Below are 19117 nucleotides of genomic sequence, written 5' to 3' on the forward strand. Positions count from 1 at the left end.
CTAAAAGCAATAATAATAATAATGAATAAACAGAAATAATTTCGTTGATAAATGAAGAAGGATACTTTTATGAATATCAACAACACCATGAAGCTCGTGTTTGCTGTGATCGGCATTGGTATTGTCATCAGTGTTGTGACGGTATTACAGCTTAATGGGCTAATGCAACAAGTTGATCATATGGCTCAAGTTCGTTATCAATCTTATCAAGCGGCCGATGAGCTTCGTCAAAGCTCTGATGACTTAACTCGGTTAGGCCGGACTTATGTGGTCAGTGGCGATGAAAAATACGAAAAAATGTACATGGATATTCTTGATATTCGTAATGGTAAGAAACCTCGCCCGCAGAACTACCACACGATATATTGGGACCTTGTGCTGCAATATGGACAAAAACCTAAAGCAGACGGTAAGAATATCTCTCTCAACCAAATGATGACGGATCTTGGTTTTACTCAGCAAGAGTTTAGTTTGCTCAAAGAAGCTCAAGCTAATTCAGATGGCTTAGTGAACATGGAAGTCAAAGCGATGAATGCTGTTAAGGGGCTTTATCCTGATAGCAATGGCAACTACACCGTTAGAAAAGAGCCAGACCGTAATATGGCGATTTCTCTCTTACACAGTAATGAATACCATCAAGAGAAAGCCAAAATCATGGCTCCGATCGATAAGTTCTTTATTGAATTAGAAAATCGAACCAATAAACAATTCATGGATGCGGCGCAGAAAGTAAAAAGTACGGTATTGGTTGGAAATATCTCCTTAATTAGTGTTTTTATTATTGCCATTATTGGGTATGCCATTGTTAACCGAAAAGTAGTGAAGCCGATTGATACCATGGCTAAATTGCTACAACAAGTAGACAAAAATTCTGATTTGACTTTGCGAGTTGACGATAACAGTCACAACGAACTGGGTATAATCGGCGGCACCATTAATAAGGTGCTTGGTAGTTATGCCACCACTATTAGCAAAATAAACCAGGTAAACCACACCATTTCGGCCATCTCTGAAACGATAAGCGATGTCACCAAACAAAACGTCAAAGTGGCGAATCAGCAAAATCAAGAACTTGAAATGGCGGCGACGGCGATGGAAGAGATGACATCGGCGCTCTCTAGCGTGGCGGAAAGCACCACCATGGCAGAAGAGTATGCGGGCAGCGCGGAAAAAGAAGCCAGTACCAGTAAACAGGTCTTTGATAAAACGACCCATGAATTCGGTGAATTAGAGGGTGAATTTACCAAAACATCCGAGATCATCCAGCAACTTGCGAATGAGTCTAATAACGTTGGTAATGTGCTTGATGTGATTAAAGCGATTGCTGAACAAACCAACCTACTGGCGTTGAACGCGGCGATAGAGGCTGCTCGTGCGGGTGAGCAAGGTCGCGGTTTTGCGGTGGTAGCGGATGAAGTACGCTCACTTGCCCAACGAACTCAACAATCGACGGGTGAGATCGAGAGCATGATTTCGATGCTGCAAGAGAAAGCAGAACAATCGACCAAAACGATCCGGGTGAGTGCTGATAAAATGCAGTCAACGCGCTCTAATATGTCGGTGGCGAACGAAGCGCTTGGTACCATCCAAGGATCAGCGATTGAGATCCATAAATTGAATACGTCGATATCGGCTGCGACAGAAGAGCAATTGGCTGTGAGCGACGAAATTTCCAGCAATCTCAGTAACATTAAAGCCCTTTCGGGTGATATGAACGTTGCCATCAATCAACTCGGGCCTGTCGTTGTTGATTTGCAACGTAATGTCGATGAGTTAAATAGCGCGATTAAGCACATCCGCACTTAAATTTAATATCCTCTCCTTGCTATTTTTTAGGCTCTCTATACTGAGAGCCTTTTATTTCGGCAAAAATTTTTATTTGCAGAATGATGCCCACTTAAGTGGCCACGGTAATACCGCAAGGTAAGCGATACGTTAAAACTCTTGCTTCGGCTGACTTTTTCTTGCCAAACGTTGCCAAGGTAAAGAGAGCAAAATGAAGATAGTCAGAGCATACAGCATTGACCAGCCTAAGCAGATAAATACCGCAGTGCAGAGGATCAACGAAATTGCCGCCAACAGTTTGTTGATGCCACTGAGCAATTTATAAGCGGCGAACATCGCTAACAAATAAACTAAGACAAAGATTCCATTCGCAAGTTTTAGGAAAAATTCCAGATTAAGACCAGACCATTCACCAAGCAGGCAAGAAGCCATTAATACAACTCCAACAGCAATGGTTGCATTGGCTGGGACGCCGCGGATTGAAATTCTGGCGATTGCGCTTTCTGGTCGATATTGCCTTGCTTGTGCCCACACCATGCGAGATAAGCTTTGTGTGTATAAATTGATGCTCGCAAAGCATGCAAAAAAGCCGATAAGGCTTATCACCGTTGCCAAACTGCTACCAAAAATTTGTTCGCTCAGCCAAGGAATGGAGGTGCTATCAAATTCTGCGCTGCCATACGCACCAAATTTAAGGATGACCACCGAGCATGCCCAATAGGTGATTCCAGCCACAAAGCAGCCGACAATGATCGCGATTGGAAAATCGCGCTGTGGGTTTTTAAACTCTTCTCCCATATGAGCGAACGCTTCAATCCCGACGAAACACCAGAACATCACTCCGAGTGCGGCGCCAATCGGCCAAATACTGTCCGTGCTGAGTGCGGGCATGGTTAAATCTGCAGCACCAACATCGCCTATCCAGAAAAAAGCACCAACTAATACGAAAATGCTCAGCGCAATAACGGTTTGTAACTGCCCGGAAGATTTGGTGCCCGCCAAATTGACCGCAATCAGCAACAGTACGGTTAATACTTGCGCCATCATCGCCGAGTTCAGTGGCGCAGGGAGGAGTTGTTGAGCAAAGCCTGCCGCCAATGCGACAGCGGCCGGAACGCCGACAGGGATCACGCTGACAAAAAGCCAAGCAACCGAGCGTTCCAACTTAGCGTTAAAAGCTTGGCGGACAAAGTAGGCGGTTCCACCGGCGTTAGGGTAACGCTTACCCAGAGCGGCAAACGTCAGTGCAATCGGGCAAATCGCCACAAACAGCAGTAGCCATGCCCACAGTGAGAGCTCACCTGCAATACCAGCGGCAATCGCTGGGATCATAAATAACCCTGTTCCCATTAAAGTGGTGGAAAGTTGTCCAATACCAGACAGCAAGGTGATCTCTTGTTTTAACTTATTCACGGCTTCCGTTCCCAAATATCGTTCTGGCGGTTAGCATACGCTGAAGCGAAATAATATGCATCTATCTCAGTTTGCCTATGCCCATTGGGTGCAACGGCTAACCTGCAAGATCAGGCCGTTTGGGCAGCGCCACATTCAGGTAGCGTTATGCGAGTCATTTCGTTATCGTCATTACCTTAAATCACCGAAACAACAGCGAGAAATCCATGACATTCACCGTTTGGTTATCACTATTTACCATTTGTATTTTAGGCGCGATGTCGCCAGGGCCAAGCCTAGCTATGGTGGCCAAACACAGCCTCGCTGGTGGGCGTAAAAATGGGTTTGCAACGGCGTGGGCGCACGCATTTGGTATTGGTGTCTATGCCTTCATTACCTTAATTGGCTTAGCGGTTGTACTGCATCAATCCCCCTTACTGTTTAAGACAGTAGGCTATGCAGGCGCGTTGTATTTGGCCTATTTGGGTATCAATGCATTACGTTCCAAAGGGGGCGTGGCGGCTAAATTAGAATCGGGTGAGACGGTCAGTGTGTGGCAGTCGGCTAAAGAGGGATTATTGATTTCTCTGCTTAGTCCTAAAATCGCGCTATTTTTCATCGCGTTATTCAGTCAATTTGTCGCCATCGGCAACGAACTGAGTAGCAAAGCTATTATTGTGTTAACACCATTTTTAGTGGATGGGCTTTGGTATACGTTCATCACCTTAATTCTTTCTAGCCCAATATTACTCGATAAACTGCGCGCGCGTGCCGTATTGATTGACCGTTTGTCGGGCGTAGTACTGATTGCGCTTGCCATCCGTGTCGTCATGACTCTTTAGCTAATACCCAAAAAACGGGAGGAAATGCCTCCCGCTTCTAATGAGTTTCGCCGTGCCAATGAAAGAGTGCGAATAGGGTTTTCATCGATAGTGTGCTTGAGTTTTTTCTTCATATTCACCTTCAATAATGTAGCCGCTTTTTGACGTAAAGGTGTGGCGCTTGAGCTGCTTTTCTATACGTTTGCCAGTGATGATCGCCGCAATAGCGAGAGGAATGGCGAGCAGCAAACTCAGCATCAACGCGAAAAACCCTACAACCAGCGCAAATGTAGTCACAATAAATCTATTCATAACCTGTACCTCTTTCTGAATTGAAGCTAGGTTAACGCAGCCAAGATGAATCCAACATGAATGTTGTGTCTCTAATTTTTGGAGTTGTATGGACGACGTTCATTCCCCCAATAATATTGGGACTCTGACAGACAGTTCAAATTTTGAGTCATTTTGGTGTCTTTGTTTGTGGTGTGAATGAACTCCCACTGACATTAGTTCTTTCTTGGTTTGAACAAAAGGCGATCGTTATCGATCTGACGCTACTCGCATTGGGTGTGAAAGAAATTTATATCGGACCAACTGCCACCAGCATTACTCATCGAAACTTGATAAATATTTTGCAACCTTAGGCTTTGAATGACTAGAAGGCGCTGCGTGAACAAGGCTATGCCTTAGTGTGTTCGAGCAGATTAGTTTCGGACGTTGAAGTCTCATTGAACTGATTACTTCATAAAAAAGCCGCCTTATATCAAAAGGCGGCAAGCAGGGGGAGGTGAGATAAACACTCACTATTATTATGTTGTGGAGATAAAAACAATAAGCCGTTTATTGGGCGGTAGCTGGGAAAGTTCGGTAACGAACGCCCATCATCTGCTCCATACAATGTACAACTTGGCCGCTGTAGCCAAATTCATTGTCATACCAAATGTAGAGCACGCAGCGGTTGTCTTGAGCGATCGTCGCTGCGCCATCAACTACGCCAGCATGGCGAGAGCCAACCAAATCACTGGAGACAATCTCTGTTGAGTCGGTGTAATCAATCTGCGCTGAAAGTGGCGAGCTAAGCGCCATGTCACGTAGATATGCGTTGAGATCTTGCTTATTCACTGCATTGGCTAAGTTGAGGTTAGCCACGGCCATCGACACATTTGGCGTGGGGACACGAATTGCATTACCGGTTAACTTACCCGCGAGTTCAGGTAACGCTTTTGCAACCGCTTTGGCGGCACCCGTTGAGGTTAACACCATGTTGAGCGATGCGCTGCGGCCACGTCGTTCACCTGAATGGAAATTGTCGATAAGGTTTTGGTCATTGGTAAAAGAGTGCACCGTTTCGATATGGCCAGAAAGTACGCCATATTGATCATGAATCGCTTTCAATACAGGTGTGATAGCGTTGGTGGTGCAACTGGCGGCTGAGATAATGGTGTCTTCGGGCTGAATATCAGCGTGGTTTACGCCGAACACGATATTTTTAATCTCACCTTTGCCGGGTGCTGTCAGCAGCACCTTGCTTGCCCCTTGACAATTCAAGTGTTGACTAAGCCCTTCGCTATCACGCCAAACACCAGTATTGTCGACCACTAACGCGTCATGAATACCATAGTATGAATAATCAACCTCTTGCGGCTTATTGGCGTAGATGATTTGGATATAATTGCCGTTGGCAATAATGGCCTTGCGAGCCTCATCGATGATGATGCTGCCGTTAAACTGGCCATGAACTGAGTCACGGCGTAGCAAGCTTGCCCGTTTTTCTAAATCTCCTGCTTTACCCCCACGAACGACAATCGCTCGCAAGCGCAGTGGATAGCCCGGGCCACTTTTTTCTATCAAAAGACGAGTCAACAAGCGACCAATACGACCAAAACCGTACAGCACCACATCCTTAGGCTTACTGAGTGTTTCACCATTCAACGCACCATTAAGCGCCGTTAGCAGGTAATCCTCAAGGCCATGTTCATCATCATGTTGTTGCCAAAATTGATGAGCAAGTTGGCCAATGTCGATACGACATGGCGACAGAGCAAGCGTGGTCAACTTTTGTAAAATCGGCATCGTTTGCTGGGTTGAAAGCGCCTCGCCCGTGTAGCGACGGACAACGCGATGTGCTTTGATGATATCAATGGTGGTGGCGTTGATGAGTGTTTTTCCAAATAAAACCACTTCAACACCTTGTTGGCGATAAAGCTGACCGATGAGGGGAGACATAGATTCAGCAATCGTTTGGCTGGCTTGCCAGTCTGAGAGATGTTTCTCTGGGCTCATATTGACTTGGGACCTTTCACGTTATGTTAAGCAGTAATGTTCACAGTGTAGGGCTGGTGAACGCGTATCTTGCACGGTGATCTGTGCTGAGATACAAGTCGATGTTTATTGTTGTTTTTATGTGGCCGGATTGTAAATGTGGAATGGTTATTCTGCTAGCAAAAATAATGACGACATTTTTTACTGAAAACTAGGTAAAAATCAGCGTATTGAGTGGTTTTTGGCGGTGGTTAGAGATATTGACAAATTCTAAAGTCGCGACTTATTTTGTGATGATAATGGTCTGCTTCAAATATTTGATGTGGAATGGTTTTTCTTTTTCATAAAAATGGGATTAGATTCAAATTGTTATCTTAAAATGTGGTGAGTTTTCGGTTAATTCACCATCACGCTTATTGGATGAATCGTGACGCGCAATGCTTTCGTTACTGCGCTGGTTTTATCTTAATAAGAGCGCAGACGCATAAAATAACGTCTACTATTTAACCATTGGCTAGGATGTATTACTTCCAAGGATGATAACAATGGTAATACTTACCCACTTCTCAATTAAGGCACGCTTGTTCTTACTCTGCCTCATACCAACACTGGTTATTCTGGCTGTGGCATGGCGTCTATTCCTCCCATTTGAAAGCCGTTTAGACACATACCATGTGTTGAACCAAAAGATTGGAGCAATCAATCAGGTCACCACCAGTTCAGCCCTTTTTTATACCTTGCTCAGTGCGCAGCTGCGCAGCGAAAATAGCGAGGACTCTCGGCCGCAGCTCAAGCAGGATCTAGCTGAATCGCTGGATAAAATTGTGCTGGATACAGGTTCTACAAATAGTCATTTTGGGAGTAAAAGTAACCGTACATTGATAGAAAACCGTGTGCTTGACCTTCACCATTTGTTGGATGAGTTGCCGTCGGCCTCACAAAGCGAGACCCTAGAATTAGGCCGCCAAGTATTTAATCTTTTGTATGAAGTGATGGCCGATCTGCAAAAAACCAACAGTTTTCTTGCGCCTGTTGATATCCATACCTTGGATCTGGTGTATAGCGACCTGCATTGGTTTGCATTTTGGGTGCAAAAAGAGGCGTGGTTAATCAAAGAATTAACCATGGATCAAGAGGTGTTTCAATCTCGACAAACAGAATACTTTCAAGCTGTTGAGCGCCAGCAACAATACTTCGAACGTATCATTGATAACGGCGCTCAACTCGAACAACTGGTGCAGTTGTTTACGCAACCTGAATTTCGCCAAGCCGCCTTGATTCGCGAAAAAATCGTTAGTAATGAAGCTGATCCTCAAGCATTAGCTTCTTATGTCAAAAATGTGGAAGAGCGTTACTTGGCGATAGATAAACTGGTGCAAAGTGTCAACCAACACTTATCGGCTCAACTGAATGTGCGTCTCCAGCAAGAAAAAATGGGTATGTTAAGTATATCGGCATCGCTGTTAGCCGTGTTGGCGCTGCTGTTTGTGCTAGGAGCAAGTACCTCATCTCGCATCTCGTCAAAGCTCAAGCGGATCATCAATACCATGAGTCGATTGCGTGAAAAGCAGAACGGCATTGAACAGATCCCGATTGATGGCAAAGATGAGTTTTCCCGTTTTACAATCAATCTCAACCATATTATTGAGAAACAGCAACAGTACGAGAGTGCTTTGGTGGAAACAAAGGAAGCGGCAATTGCCGCTAATCGAGCCAAAAGCGCGTTCTTAGCCAATATGTCGCATGAGATCCGAACGCCTCTTAATGGCATTATCGGTATGACTGAAATATTGTCACGCAGCGAGTTTGCGGGGAATGAGCGTGAAATCCTGGCCGATATTGATACCTCTTCGCAAGCGTTGCTGATCTTGATTAACGATATTCTCGATTTATCTAAAATTGAATCAGGCAACTTGGAGCTTGCTCCGCATCGCTTTGAACTCGCTGAATTGGTATACGACACGGTGAACTTGGTGAACGCGAAAGCGTTGAGCCAGCATATCGAGCTTAATATTTATCTCGACCCTGCATTACCTCGTTTTATCATCGCGGATGAATATCGTCTGAAGCAGGTCTTGATGAACTTGTTGTCCAATGCGGTGAAATTTACCAAAGATGGTTATGTCAACACGGGTTTAACCTTAGAAACGGGCGATATAACCTCGATACGTTTTGCTGTATCCGATACGGGAAGTGGCATCGATAAAGAGATGTTGAACACGATTTTTGATCCATTTATTCAAGAAGATAGCAGTATTACCCGTCGTTTTGGTGGGACTGGGTTAGGGTTGGCTATCTGCCGTCAATTAGTTGATCTGATGCAGGGTGACATTCATGTACAGTCCACTAAAGGCTTAGGTAGCTGCTTTGAATTTGTCGTTCCCATTGAGGTTGCCGAAGATCAGCCGCAAGTTGAGCCTCTTGCCACGCAGGCGTTGTTAATTACCAATATGTCTAACTACTCATCCGCTATTCGGCGTGAATGCGTTCAATGGGGGATTCAACTCAATGAAGCACGTGATGTTGAACAAGCAGTCAAGAGTGGGCTTAGTGCCGTCTGTATTTTATATTGCCAAAGCTTAAGCCACAGCGTGCAATCGGATCTCATTGCGCTGCGTGAGCATTTTTCAAGTGCAAAAATAGTGGTTCTGCAGCATCACTTGTTCGTCAACAAAGACGCAATTCATCTTGCGCAGGCAAGTATCACGTTGCCTTTTTTAGGGGCGCGTTTTGAACGTGCCCTCAAAGCATTAGTGGCCGATACAGAGACGGATTTAACGCCAGTCGAGGAGAGTCAGTTAGACTACTTAGAGTGCAATCATAAGCGTATTTTGATCGTTGAAGACAATTTGATGAACCAAAAAATCGCCAGCTTCTTCCTTGAAAAAGCAGGGATTGGTTATGTGGTGGCCAACAACGGGCAAGAAGCGGTAGATGCCATCACCCAAGGGGGACATTTTGCTGCGGTGTTAATGGACTGCATGATGCCAGTGATGGATGGCTTAACCGCGACTAAGAAAATCCGCGAATGGGAAAAAGAGCAAGGCGTTGAAAAATTACCCATTATCGCCTTAACCGCCAGCGTTTTGGAGGAGGATATTAAAAGCTGCTTTGACGCGGGCATGGATGCGTATTTGCCCAAACCTTATAAATCCAAGCAACTTTTTGATATTTTTAGCGATCTGCAAGTGGCGAACTCTTGAGAAGATAGCCTAATCGCTATTTTTATCGATTTTCGAAATTTAAATTAATTGACCTTACCCCTAGGGCAAGCTTTAGTCTGTTGGAGTTTTCAGTCAGATAGTGATATTGGATATGCAACTTTCGCTGCATACAATTTGGGTTTCCATGTTGGTGATGATGACGCTGCTTGCTTCAAGCTTAGTGTCTAGCGCACCTTTAATGGCGATCACAATGTCACCGACTTCGGCTGTATCCCATTCAGTGACTGACGATGCAAACCCGCCGCAACACTGCTCAAATATGAGCGCCGCTCACCATGATTCCGATGCAAGTGACATGACTTCATCAGCGATGAGTAACGATTGTATCGATCACAGCGACCAAGGTGTTGATTCCTGTTGCAGCGTCATGTGCATGACCACGTTAGCTTTCTTTATCACTGAACACCAACCCTTCACACCTCACGCGGTTTTATTGTTGATCAATGCAGAAGCAACGCGCGGCATTGTGATGGTCGCCCGCTCACTTTACCGTCCCCCTATCGTTTAATTTCCTTTTCATTACGTCTATGGCGTGTTTGTGCGGCCTTTAACTAGGTTCGTGACTCTCTGTTGCATCTCAACCTTTTGCGATGCATGAAAGATGGAATTTTATTGTGAACCTTAAACTCTCTGTGATCGCTTGGTCGATCAGTATAGTGGGCGTTTTATCATTCCCCTTGATGGTGAATGCAGCCCCACAAGCCGCGATGGCTCAGCCGGATTCGCATGCAAAACAATTAGCTCAGCTGATTGACGCTGCATTAGCGAATGATGCCGTCCGCAAGCAATATTTTGCTCAATCTCAAGCAATACAAGAAACTGGAATTGCCAGTTCAACCCTAATGGATCCTAAGATCAAAGTTGGCTTTAGTGGTTTGCCCATTGATAGTTTTAAGTTTGATGAAGATCCTATGACTAATATTTCTGTGGGCTTAATGCAGCAGTTTGAACGGGGTTTAAGCTTGGCATTACAAGCGAAAAAAGCAAAGCAACAAGCCACTGGCGTTGCGCTTCAGGTTAATTTACGTGAGTTGGAAGTGGCAAACAGCATGACTCAATTATGGTTAGAGTTAGGCTACCAACAACGCGCTGAACGTATCGTGCGGGCAAACCAAACCTTAATGCGTGAGCTGGCTGGTTTTATTGAAACGAACTATTCATTAGGTAAAAGCGAAGCGCAAGATCTGCTGCAAGCGCAGTTACAAGTTTCCAAATTGGACGAAAAATTACAAGCCAATCAACAAATGCAGCAACGCATTGTGTCGCAATTATCCGAATGGTTAGGTAGCGCTTGGTTGGTTGAACAGCCTATGTTAGCCGCTGAAGAGTCAGTGAACTGGTCCCGTTTGGAAGTGCAATTGGCTGCCATTAATGGCAGCACCACTCACTATGCTTTATTGGTCACTCACCCGATGGTCGGCATGGCAGAAGCGGCAATTCACACCAACCAAACGCAAGTCGAAATAGCACAAACGGCCTATCAACCTCAGTTTGGTGTGGAAGTGATGTACGCCTATCGTCAAGCAAACAGCATGCAAGGCGGACCCGCAGCCGATATGGTTAGTGCTTATCTCACCATGGATATCCCGCTGTTTACGGGGAGCCGCCAAGATAGAAACCACGCTGCGGCGCAATATCAAGTGGGCGCGGCTAAATCACAGCGCGATGTTCTATTGGCGCAGATGAACGCCAAAGTGAATGCCTTATTGGTTGATAAAATGAACCTCGAACAGCGTTTATCGCGCTATCAAACCACCTTATTAACGCAAGCGAAAGCCCGCACTCAAGCGGTTGAGAGAGGCTATGAAAACAATACCTCCCAGTTTAATGATGTCGTCAGTGCCGCCAGCGATGAACTAGCGCTGCAATTAGAGCAAGTACGCCTAATGACCGATTTAAACCTAACCAAAAGTAACCTCGCTTATCTATTAAATGGGTTCGATTTTCAAGCTATTGCCCCTTCACTTACGTCTGTAGAAACACTTACCTCTTTAGAAACACTTACGCCTGTAGAAAAGTAGGAGAACTCAATGAAACCATTAAACATAGCCGTACTTTCCTTAGCGATAGGTGGATTACTGGGGTTTAGTATCAATCAATACCTGTCTGGTCATGATATGGAGGCAATGAACTCAACCAATGCGATGTCTGAACCGCTGTACTGGGTTGCGCCGATGGACCCAAACTATAAACGCGATAAACCGGGTAAGTCACCGATGGGGATGGACCTCATCCCTGTGTACACCGAATCGCCGACGCAAGCACAAGAGAAGAGTGGCACGGTGACCATCAGTGCTGCGGTCGAAAATAACTTGGGTGTGAAAACGGAACCCGTGGTGTTTGCGCAGTTATCTCCACGCATTGAGACAGTGGGTTACATTGCGTTTGATGACAGTTTATTGTGGCAAACGAACGTTCGCGTTGCTGGTTGGGTTGAAAAACTGAACATTAATGCGGTTGGAGAGCAGGTTCGTAAAGGCGATGTCTTATTTACGCTCTATTCTCCGGAATTGGTTAAAGCGCAGGAGGAGCTGCTAAATGCCCATCGAGCCAGCCGTGAAAGTTTATTGAAAGGTGCAACCGAACGTTTGGTTTCACTGGGTGTTGATCGTACACAGATCAAACAGATTATCGCTCGAGGCAAAGCCACTCAATCGATAGAGGTCAAAGCCATTGCTGATGGGGTGATTGCGAGTTTGAATATTCGCGAAGGGGGTTACTTATCGCCAGCGCAAGCGGTGATAAGCGCAGGTCCTTTAAACGAAGTGTGGGTCGATGCTGAGGTATTCGAGCGCCAAGCACATTGGATTACGTCGGGTAGTTTAGCGTTAATGACACTGGATGCTATTCCCGGCAAGGAGTGGCAAGGGAAGATAGATTACGTCTATCCCATTTTGGATCCGAAAACCCGAACGCTGCGTATGCGTTTGAAATTTCTCAATCCGAAGGGCGAGTTGAAGCCTAACATGTTCGCCAATATCGCTTTGCAGCCCGTATCGCAACAAGCGGTGCTCACCATTCCTAAATCAGCAGTTATTCATTCGGGCGGCATGACGCGCGTCGTACTTGCTGAAGGAAATGGCAAATACCGTTCAGCAAGGGTTGAAGTTGGCCGCGAAGCAGGCGAACGCCTTGAAGTTTTACAAGGGTTAACGGAGCAAGACACGGTCGTCACGTCGGCACATTTTCTGTTGGATTCAGAGTCGAGTCAAAGTGCTGATTTATCACGTATTAATGGGGTGGAAGCTGCCAATGAAGCTTGGTTAACGGGAGACATCAGTACGCTTATGGCTGATTTTGGGATGCTCACACTTAACTATAAACCGGTAAGCAAATGGGGCTGGCAAGCAGGGCAGATGAACTTCACGGTTGAGGTGGAGTTTGATCTCAGCTTATTTGCTGAAGGGCAAAGGGTTCGATTTCTAGTGGCGAAGCAGGGTGACGAATATGTACTAAAAGCACTGGAAGCGAGTGAGCAGGCAAATAGTGAGACGAACATTACCGCCGCAGAAACGTTAGGAGGTCAACAATGATTGGTGCGATTATTCGTTGGTCGATCAATAACCGTTTTTTGGTGTTGGTGGCGGCTCTGTTTCTCACTTTGGGCGGACTTTACAGTGTAAAGAACACGCCTGTTGATGCTTTACCGGATCTCTCAGATGTGCAAGTGATCATCAAAACCAGCTATCCCGGCCAAGCTCCGCAGGTAGTGGAAGATCAGGTCACTTATCCGCTCACAACGGCGATGCTTGCCGTTCCGGGGGCAGAAACGGTCCGTGGCTATTCATTCTTCGGTGATTCCTACGTCTACATCATCTTTGATGATAAAACCGATATGTATTGGGCTCGCTCGCGGGTATTGGAATATCTAAGCCAAGTGACGCCAAAACTGCCACCCAATGCCAAACCAACCTTGGGGCCGGATGCGACGGGGGTTGGCTGGATCTACAGTTATGTACTGCAAGATAAAACCGGCCAACACGATCTTGCGCAGTTACGCAGTTTGCAAGATTGGTTTTTGAAGTACGAGCTGCAAACGGTGAATGGTGTCTCCGAAGTGGCTACCGTTGGCGGCATGGTTAAGCAGTATCAAGTGCAAATTGATCCGGCAAAGCTACGCGCTTATAACCTGACTTTGCAACAAATCAATGCGGCGATCCAAAATGGTAACCAAGAGTCGGGAGCGTCAGTGATTGAGGTTGCGGAAGCCGAACACATGGTACGCACCAGTGGCTATCTGACCAGTATTGATGACATTAAAGCGCTACCACTGAAAGTGACCGACAAAGGAACGCCATTATTGTTAGGTGATGTGGCGGATATTAACCTTGGCCCACAAATGCGTCGTGGTATTTCTGAGTTTAACGGTGAAGGAGAAGCGGTTGGAGGTGTGATCGTGATGCGTTTTGGTGAAAATGCTAGCCAAGTGATTGATGACGTCAAAGCGAAATTGACTGATCTCCAACGCAGCTTACCGGAAGGTGTCGAAATTGTTGCCACTTATGATCGTTCAACCTTGATCAATCAAGCCGTTGAAAACCTTTGGCATAAGCTAGCAGAAGAGTTCATTGTCGTTGCGGTCGTGTGTGCGCTGTTTTTATTCCATATCCGCTCATCATTAGTGATTGCTTTGAGTTTGCCCGTGGGCATTCTATCGGCTTTTATTGTGATGCACTGGCAAGGTATCAATGCCAACATCATGTCACTTGGGGGGATCGCCATTGCTATCGGTGCTATGGTCGACGGGGCGATTGTGATGATCGAAAATGTGCATAAACATATTGAACGCACCCCACTGACCGACAAAAATCGCTGGCAGGTGATTGGCAAAGCCGCTGAAGAAGTCGGTGCGCCACTATTTTTCTCACTACTTATCATTACGTTAAGTTTTGTGCCCGTCTTCGCACTCGAAGGCCAAGAAGGCAAGATGTTCTCGCCATTGGCGTTCACTAAAACCTATGCCATGGCCGCTGCGGCAGGTTTAGCGATCACGCTCGTCCCTGTTCTTATGGGCTATTTTGTGCGTGGCAATATTATTTCCGAGCACAAAAATCCTATCAATAAAGGGCTTGTGGCACTTTATCGTCCACTACTCAACCTGAGTTTGCGTTATCCCAAAAGCATGATTGTATTGGCTTTGGCATTAATGGCTTCCGCTTATTACCCAATGAGCAAATTAGGCAGTGAGTTTATTCCGCCATTAGATGAAGGCGATCTCATGTACATGCCGACAACCTATCCAGGGATCTCGATTGGTAAGGCGCGTGAGCTATTGCAGCAAACCAATAAACTCATCAAAACCGTACCAGAGGTCAAAACCGTGTGGGGCAAAATGGGGCGTGCAGAAACCGCAACCGATCCCGCGCCCTTAACCATGATTGAAACGGTGATCCAACTTAAACCTCGCGATCAATGGCGTGAAGGCGTAACCACAGAATCGCTACGTAAGGAATTTGACAGCTTAGTGCAATTTCCGGGGTTAACCAACGCGTGGGTGATGCCAATCAAAACACGCATCGATATGTTAGCTACAGGGATCAAAACGCCGATTGGTATCAAGATAGCGGGTCCCGATCTCAAACAGATTGAAACCATCGGTGCACAACTTGAACCTATCCTTAACCGCGTTCAAGGCACGGCATCGGTTTATGCTGAACGTGTGGCTGGTGGACGTTATGTAACGATAGACATCAATCGGTTACAAGCGGCGCGCTATGGGCTAAGCATTAAAGATGTGCAACAAGTGGTTTCAACCGCAGTGGGGGGCATGAATGTAGGGGAAACCATTGAGGGGTTAGAGCGTTACCCGATCAATGTACGTTACCCGCAAGATTACCGTGATTCGGTAGTGAAGCTGCAAAATTTACCTTTGGTGACTCAAAACGGTGCACGTTTGGCCTTGGCCGATGTGGCTGATATTCGCTACGAAGACGGCCCGCCGATGATCAAAACCGAAAACGCACGGTCAAACGGCTGGGTCTTTGTCGATATTGATGGACGCGATCTCGGTTCATATGTGGCAGAGGCGCAACAAGCGGTAGCGGAGCAATTACAGCTGCCAGCTGGATATTCTCTCGTATGGTCTGGTCAATATGAATACATGGAGCGAGCAAAAGCACGCTTGAGTGTCGTCGCACCGATCACGATCGCAATCATCATGTTGCTACTCTATTTCAGTTTCCGGCGAATCGGAGAAGTGTTGATCATTATGGCGACATTACCGCTGGCGATGGTGGGTGGCGTGTGGTTGATGCACTACCTTGGCTACAACTTTTCAATCGCCGTGGGGGTGGGCTTTATTGCACTTTCAGGCGTTGCGGTAGAAATTGGTGTGATCATGCTGGTTTATTTAAACCAAGCTTGGCACTACAAAAAAATTGATGCGCAAGAAAATGGTGCGGTCATTGACAGCCAAGATCTCATCAATGCTATTGGCGAAGGAGCAGGACAGCGCGTACGCCCAGTCATGATGACGGTACTGACAGTTATTATTGGCCTGATCCCGATTATGTATGGCACGGGAACTGGTTCGGAGGTAATGCAGCGCATTGCCGCCCCCATGATTGGAGGCATGGCTTCAGCACTATTGCTCACATTATTGGTTCTACCTGCGGTATTCAAGTTATGGAAAAACCGTGAAATCGCAACACTCAAATAGCGTGCAGCTGGCAAAGTAAAAGCTAAGCACTAATCGGAAAATAAATAGTCACTGGATGAATTTAAGGAAAATCAAAATGAAAAAAACACTAATCACACTTTCACTAGCGTTATTCACCTCTTCTGTCATGGCTGAAATGGACCATAGCAAAATGGATCATGGCAGCATGGTGATGAAGCAAACAGACACGATGAACATGGCGATGGATGACATATCAGAAGTCGGCATGCCTGCTAAAGGAGCAAAACCCGATAAAGTGGTGCATGTTTTACTCTCGGATGACATGAAAATCACCTTCAAAAAAGAGGTCAACATCGAACCGAATGACGTGGTGCAATTTGTTGTCATGAACACGGGCAAAATTGACCACGAATTTTCGATTGGTTCAGCCGCCGAGCAGCTAAAACACCGAGAAATGATGCGCCAAATGGGCAATCATAAACACGATGGCGGCAGTGCCGTCACCGTGGCACCGGGTAAAGCGAAACAACTGTTATGGCACTTCCATGGGGATAACAATGTTGAGTTCGCCTGCAATATACCCGGCCATGCTGAAGCTGGGATGATTAAGAAAATTCAGCTTCAATAAAAGTTGTCACGCTAACTCGTTAAAAGAAAAAACCGCCCTTCCAATTTGGCAGGGCGGTTTTTTTGACCATTGATTAATTATTTCAAATCACTGAGCGGTAGCCAGTTTACTTTAACACCCGCTTGTAAAAACATATCTTGGCTGACTTTGATCTTATCACCCCAACGGGATAAAAAGTCTTCTGTTTGCTCTGGGCAGTGTACTGCGGAAATCCCAGTTTGAATGATTTTTGCTGCACAGTTTGGGCAAGGAAAATGTGTCACATAAATTTCGCAACCATCCAAATCACGCTTGGCGAATAGGATGGCATTTTCCTCAGCATGCAGTGTTTTGAGGTATTTCATATCACGATCATCGGTGCCTGCACTGTCTGAAATACCATGCGGGTAACCGTTAAATCCAACCGAAACGATGCGATTTTGCTTCGTGATCACTGCGCCGACTTGCGTGGAGGGATCTTTACTCCAAGAGCCAACAAGTTCTGCCATTTGGTAAAAGCGATGTGCCCATTTCGAAATCATGTGTTGTTCCTCTGACGATTTTCTTGCATTTCCTCAGTAGCGAGGGAGATATGTGATTAAGATCGACATCAATATCCTAGTTTTCTCACACTTAGTCTAGAGCAATTCTCATTTCTAAACAGAATTCAGCCGTGCCAATCAGTATTAGAGTGAGAGCTCTATCTCATTTCGTGCGGGTATCTTAGCTACGGCGATAGGCAATTATAGGATTAAGTTTGTGAGAGATCTCTTACACGTATCGTGAGACTTTAACGTTTTGCTATGCAATAAAAAGAGATTGAATTTCTGTAATAATTTGAATTTAAATGATAATTTTCATTTTGTGTCTTTCTGGTAGAGAAAAAACAACAGGTGGGGGATTGCTGAAAAAAGTGAAATCCGTAATCTGAAGTTGTCAGCAGGAAGCGGACACGGAACAGGAAAGACCCAGGGATAGGTCATCTTCAGGACGAAGATTCGATAATTCAGGAAGAATGATCGGCAAGGATAGCGAAGGACATTAGCTGGATGCTGAATAACTAGGATGGTTATCAAGGAAAGTTAATGGACGGTGCAAAGGAAAAGTGCACAAATCTGTCGGGACGACGGAGTTAAGGACACCGCTAGGAAGGCGATGAAAGGGAATGTGCTGAGGGAATCAGCAGACTATCAAGGAATTGATGCAGGGAGCACTTATCAGTAGCTGGATTGCTGCGAGTAAGAACTGGAACCCCACTAAGCGAGAGCTTAGTGGGGTTTTCTTTATTTTGGTTACCTGAAAATAATGGCCACCTGAAAATAATAAGTGGTGAGGTTAACATTGCTTCCTGCGGAGTAACTCCAGATAATAGGTGAAAATAATGAAAGGATATGATGATGATTCGCTTAGCTGTTATTGGAACCAACTGGATTACTGACCAATTTATCGAAGGGGCATTAAAAACGGGGGAATTTCAGCTAGTAGCGGTTTATTCCCGTTCGCTGGACAGGGCGAAACAATTTGCCGAAAAATACGATGCTCCTGCTTTGTTTACTGACCTTAAGAGCCTAGGTGAGAGTGACAATGTGGATGCCGTGTACATCGCCAGCCCGAATGTACTGCATGGTCCACAGTCGATTCAAATGATGCAAGCGGGCAAACATGTTATCTGTGAGAAGCCGCTGGCTTCTGATTTCTCATTAGCACAGCAGATGTATCAAGTTGCCAAACAGCATGGCGTAGTATTATTCGAGGCCTTTATAACCCCACATTTGCCCAATTTTTCCGTTCTCAAACAAGAGCTATCGCAGATTGGCGCTATCCGTAAAGCGGTGCTCAGCTACTGCCAGTATTCCTCTCGTTACCCTAAATATCTTAAGGGTGAGATGCCCAATACCTTTTTGCCCGAGTTCTCCAATGGTTCGATCATGGATATTGGTTATTACTGTTTGGGCTCAGCCATTGAACTGTTTGGTGAGCCTAAATCGGTACAAGCCCAAGCGCATTTACTGGAGACGGGGGTTGATGGTAACGGCAGTGTGATCTTAGGATATGACGGTTTTGATGTGCTATTAATGCATTCAAAAACCAGTGACTCCTATTTGCCGAGCGAAATTCAAGGTGAAGAGGCCGCACTGCACGTTGAGATGATCTCTACCTGCAACCGCATCACGAGAATTAACCGTGGTGGTCAAACCCAAGATCTGAGTATTGAGCAACACGCCAACCGCATGTTCTACGAAGCACACAAATTTGCAGATCAGATACAGAACAAGACAATAGATGAGCAATGCAAATTACGCTCACTCACCGTTTCCAAATTATTGACAGAAATACGCCGCCAAACGGGCGTGATTTTTCCAACCGATAACCTGTAGTTTCATCGCACAGAGAAGAGAGCAAAAAT

General features: G+C 45.7%; 13 protein-coding genes and 1 pseudogene. 10 read left to right on the forward strand and 4 right to left on the reverse strand.

The window, feature by feature from the left end:
• Nucleotides 1-69: 69 nt before the first annotated feature.
• Entirely contained in the window at nt 70-1806 is a 1737-nt protein-coding gene (locus AACQ17_RS02050; protein ID WP_094147118.1) for a methyl-accepting chemotaxis protein, read from the forward strand.
• 129 nt (nt 1807-1935) lie between these two features.
• Here the strand turns inward: AACQ17_RS02050 and yjeH are convergent, their stop codons facing one another.
• On the reverse strand, nt 1936-3213 hold the full coding sequence (yjeH, locus tag AACQ17_RS02055) for an L-methionine/branched-chain amino acid transporter (protein ID WP_094147117.1): 1278 nt from the start codon (nt 3211-3213) through the stop codon (nt 1936-1938).
• A gap of 191 nt (nt 3214-3404) precedes the next feature.
• Here yjeH and AACQ17_RS02060 point away from each other — a divergent pair, with 191 nt between their 5' ends.
• Nucleotides 3405-4019: a LysE family translocator gene (locus AACQ17_RS02060; RefSeq protein WP_013868407.1), complete on the forward strand. Its 615-nt coding sequence runs from the start codon at nt 3405-3407 to the stop codon at nt 4017-4019.
• Nucleotides 4020-4100: 81 nt separating this feature from the next.
• On the opposite strand, the gene AACQ17_RS02065 is transcribed toward AACQ17_RS02060, so the two are convergent.
• Nucleotides 4101-4310 (reverse strand): hypothetical protein, encoded by a 210-nt coding sequence (locus AACQ17_RS02065; protein ID WP_017048173.1) that lies wholly within the window; start codon nt 4308-4310, stop codon nt 4101-4103.
• 161 nt (nt 4311-4471) lie between these two features.
• On the opposite strand from AACQ17_RS02065, the pseudogene AACQ17_RS02070 reads away from it, so the two are divergent.
• Nucleotides 4472-4642: pseudogene (locus tag AACQ17_RS02070) on the forward strand (hypothetical protein); the annotation flags it as partial.
• A 196-nt stretch (nt 4643-4838) separates the two neighbouring features.
• Here AACQ17_RS02070 and AACQ17_RS02075 read toward each other — a convergent pair.
• Nucleotides 4839-6281 (reverse strand): glyceraldehyde-3-phosphate dehydrogenase, encoded by a 1443-nt coding sequence (locus AACQ17_RS02075; protein ID WP_094147116.1) that lies wholly within the window; start codon nt 6279-6281, stop codon nt 4839-4841.
• Between the two features lie 515 nt (nt 6282-6796).
• Between AACQ17_RS02075 and AACQ17_RS02080 the strand changes: the two genes are divergently transcribed.
• The 6 genes from AACQ17_RS02080 (at nt 6797) to copI (ending at nt 16731) form a co-directional block, all read left to right on the forward strand.
• Nucleotides 6797-9463 (forward strand): ATP-binding protein, encoded by a 2667-nt coding sequence (locus tag AACQ17_RS02080; RefSeq protein ID WP_094147044.1) that lies wholly within the window; start codon nt 6797-6799, stop codon nt 9461-9463.
• 112 nt (nt 9464-9575) lie between these two features.
• Complete coding sequence (locus AACQ17_RS02085) at nt 9576-9992, forward strand: hypothetical protein (RefSeq protein WP_094147045.1); 417 nt, start codon at nt 9576-9578, stop codon at nt 9990-9992.
• 82 nt (nt 9993-10074) lie between these two features.
• Nucleotides 10075-11505, forward strand: a complete 1431-nt coding sequence (locus AACQ17_RS02090) for a TolC family protein (RefSeq protein WP_094147046.1) — start codon at nt 10075-10077, stop codon at nt 11503-11505.
• 9 nt (nt 11506-11514) lie between these two features.
• Entirely contained in the window at nt 11515-13017 is a 1503-nt protein-coding gene (locus AACQ17_RS02095; RefSeq protein ID WP_094147047.1) for an efflux RND transporter periplasmic adaptor subunit, read from the forward strand.
• A complete protein-coding gene (locus tag AACQ17_RS02100) occupies nt 13014-16142 on the forward strand; it encodes an efflux RND transporter permease subunit (protein ID WP_094147048.1) in 3129 nt (1042 codons plus the stop codon). Before AACQ17_RS02095 ends, AACQ17_RS02100 begins: the two co-directional genes overlap by 4 nt.
• Nucleotides 16143-16218: 76 nt before the next feature.
• Complete coding sequence (gene copI / locus AACQ17_RS02105) at nt 16219-16731, forward strand: copper-resistant cuproprotein CopI (protein ID WP_176430560.1); 513 nt, start codon at nt 16219-16221, stop codon at nt 16729-16731.
• 77 nt (nt 16732-16808) lie between these two features.
• Here copI and AACQ17_RS02110 read toward each other — a convergent pair whose 3' ends face one another.
• Nucleotides 16809-17252, reverse strand: a complete 444-nt coding sequence (locus tag AACQ17_RS02110; protein WP_094147050.1) for a dCMP deaminase family protein — start codon at nt 17250-17252, stop codon at nt 16809-16811.
• An 849-nt stretch (nt 17253-18101) separates the two neighbouring features.
• Between AACQ17_RS02110 and AACQ17_RS02115 the strand changes: the two genes are divergently transcribed.
• Entirely contained in the window at nt 18102-19088 is a 987-nt protein-coding gene (locus tag AACQ17_RS02115; RefSeq protein WP_088733164.1) for a Gfo/Idh/MocA family protein, read from the forward strand.
• Nucleotides 19089-19117: the final 29 nt, after the last annotated feature.

It is taken from the genome of Vibrio sp. V10_P2A27P122, from assembly GCF_963874335.1.
GTDB classification, from domain to species: domain Bacteria; phylum Pseudomonadota; class Gammaproteobacteria; order Enterobacterales; family Vibrionaceae; genus Vibrio; species Vibrio anguillarum.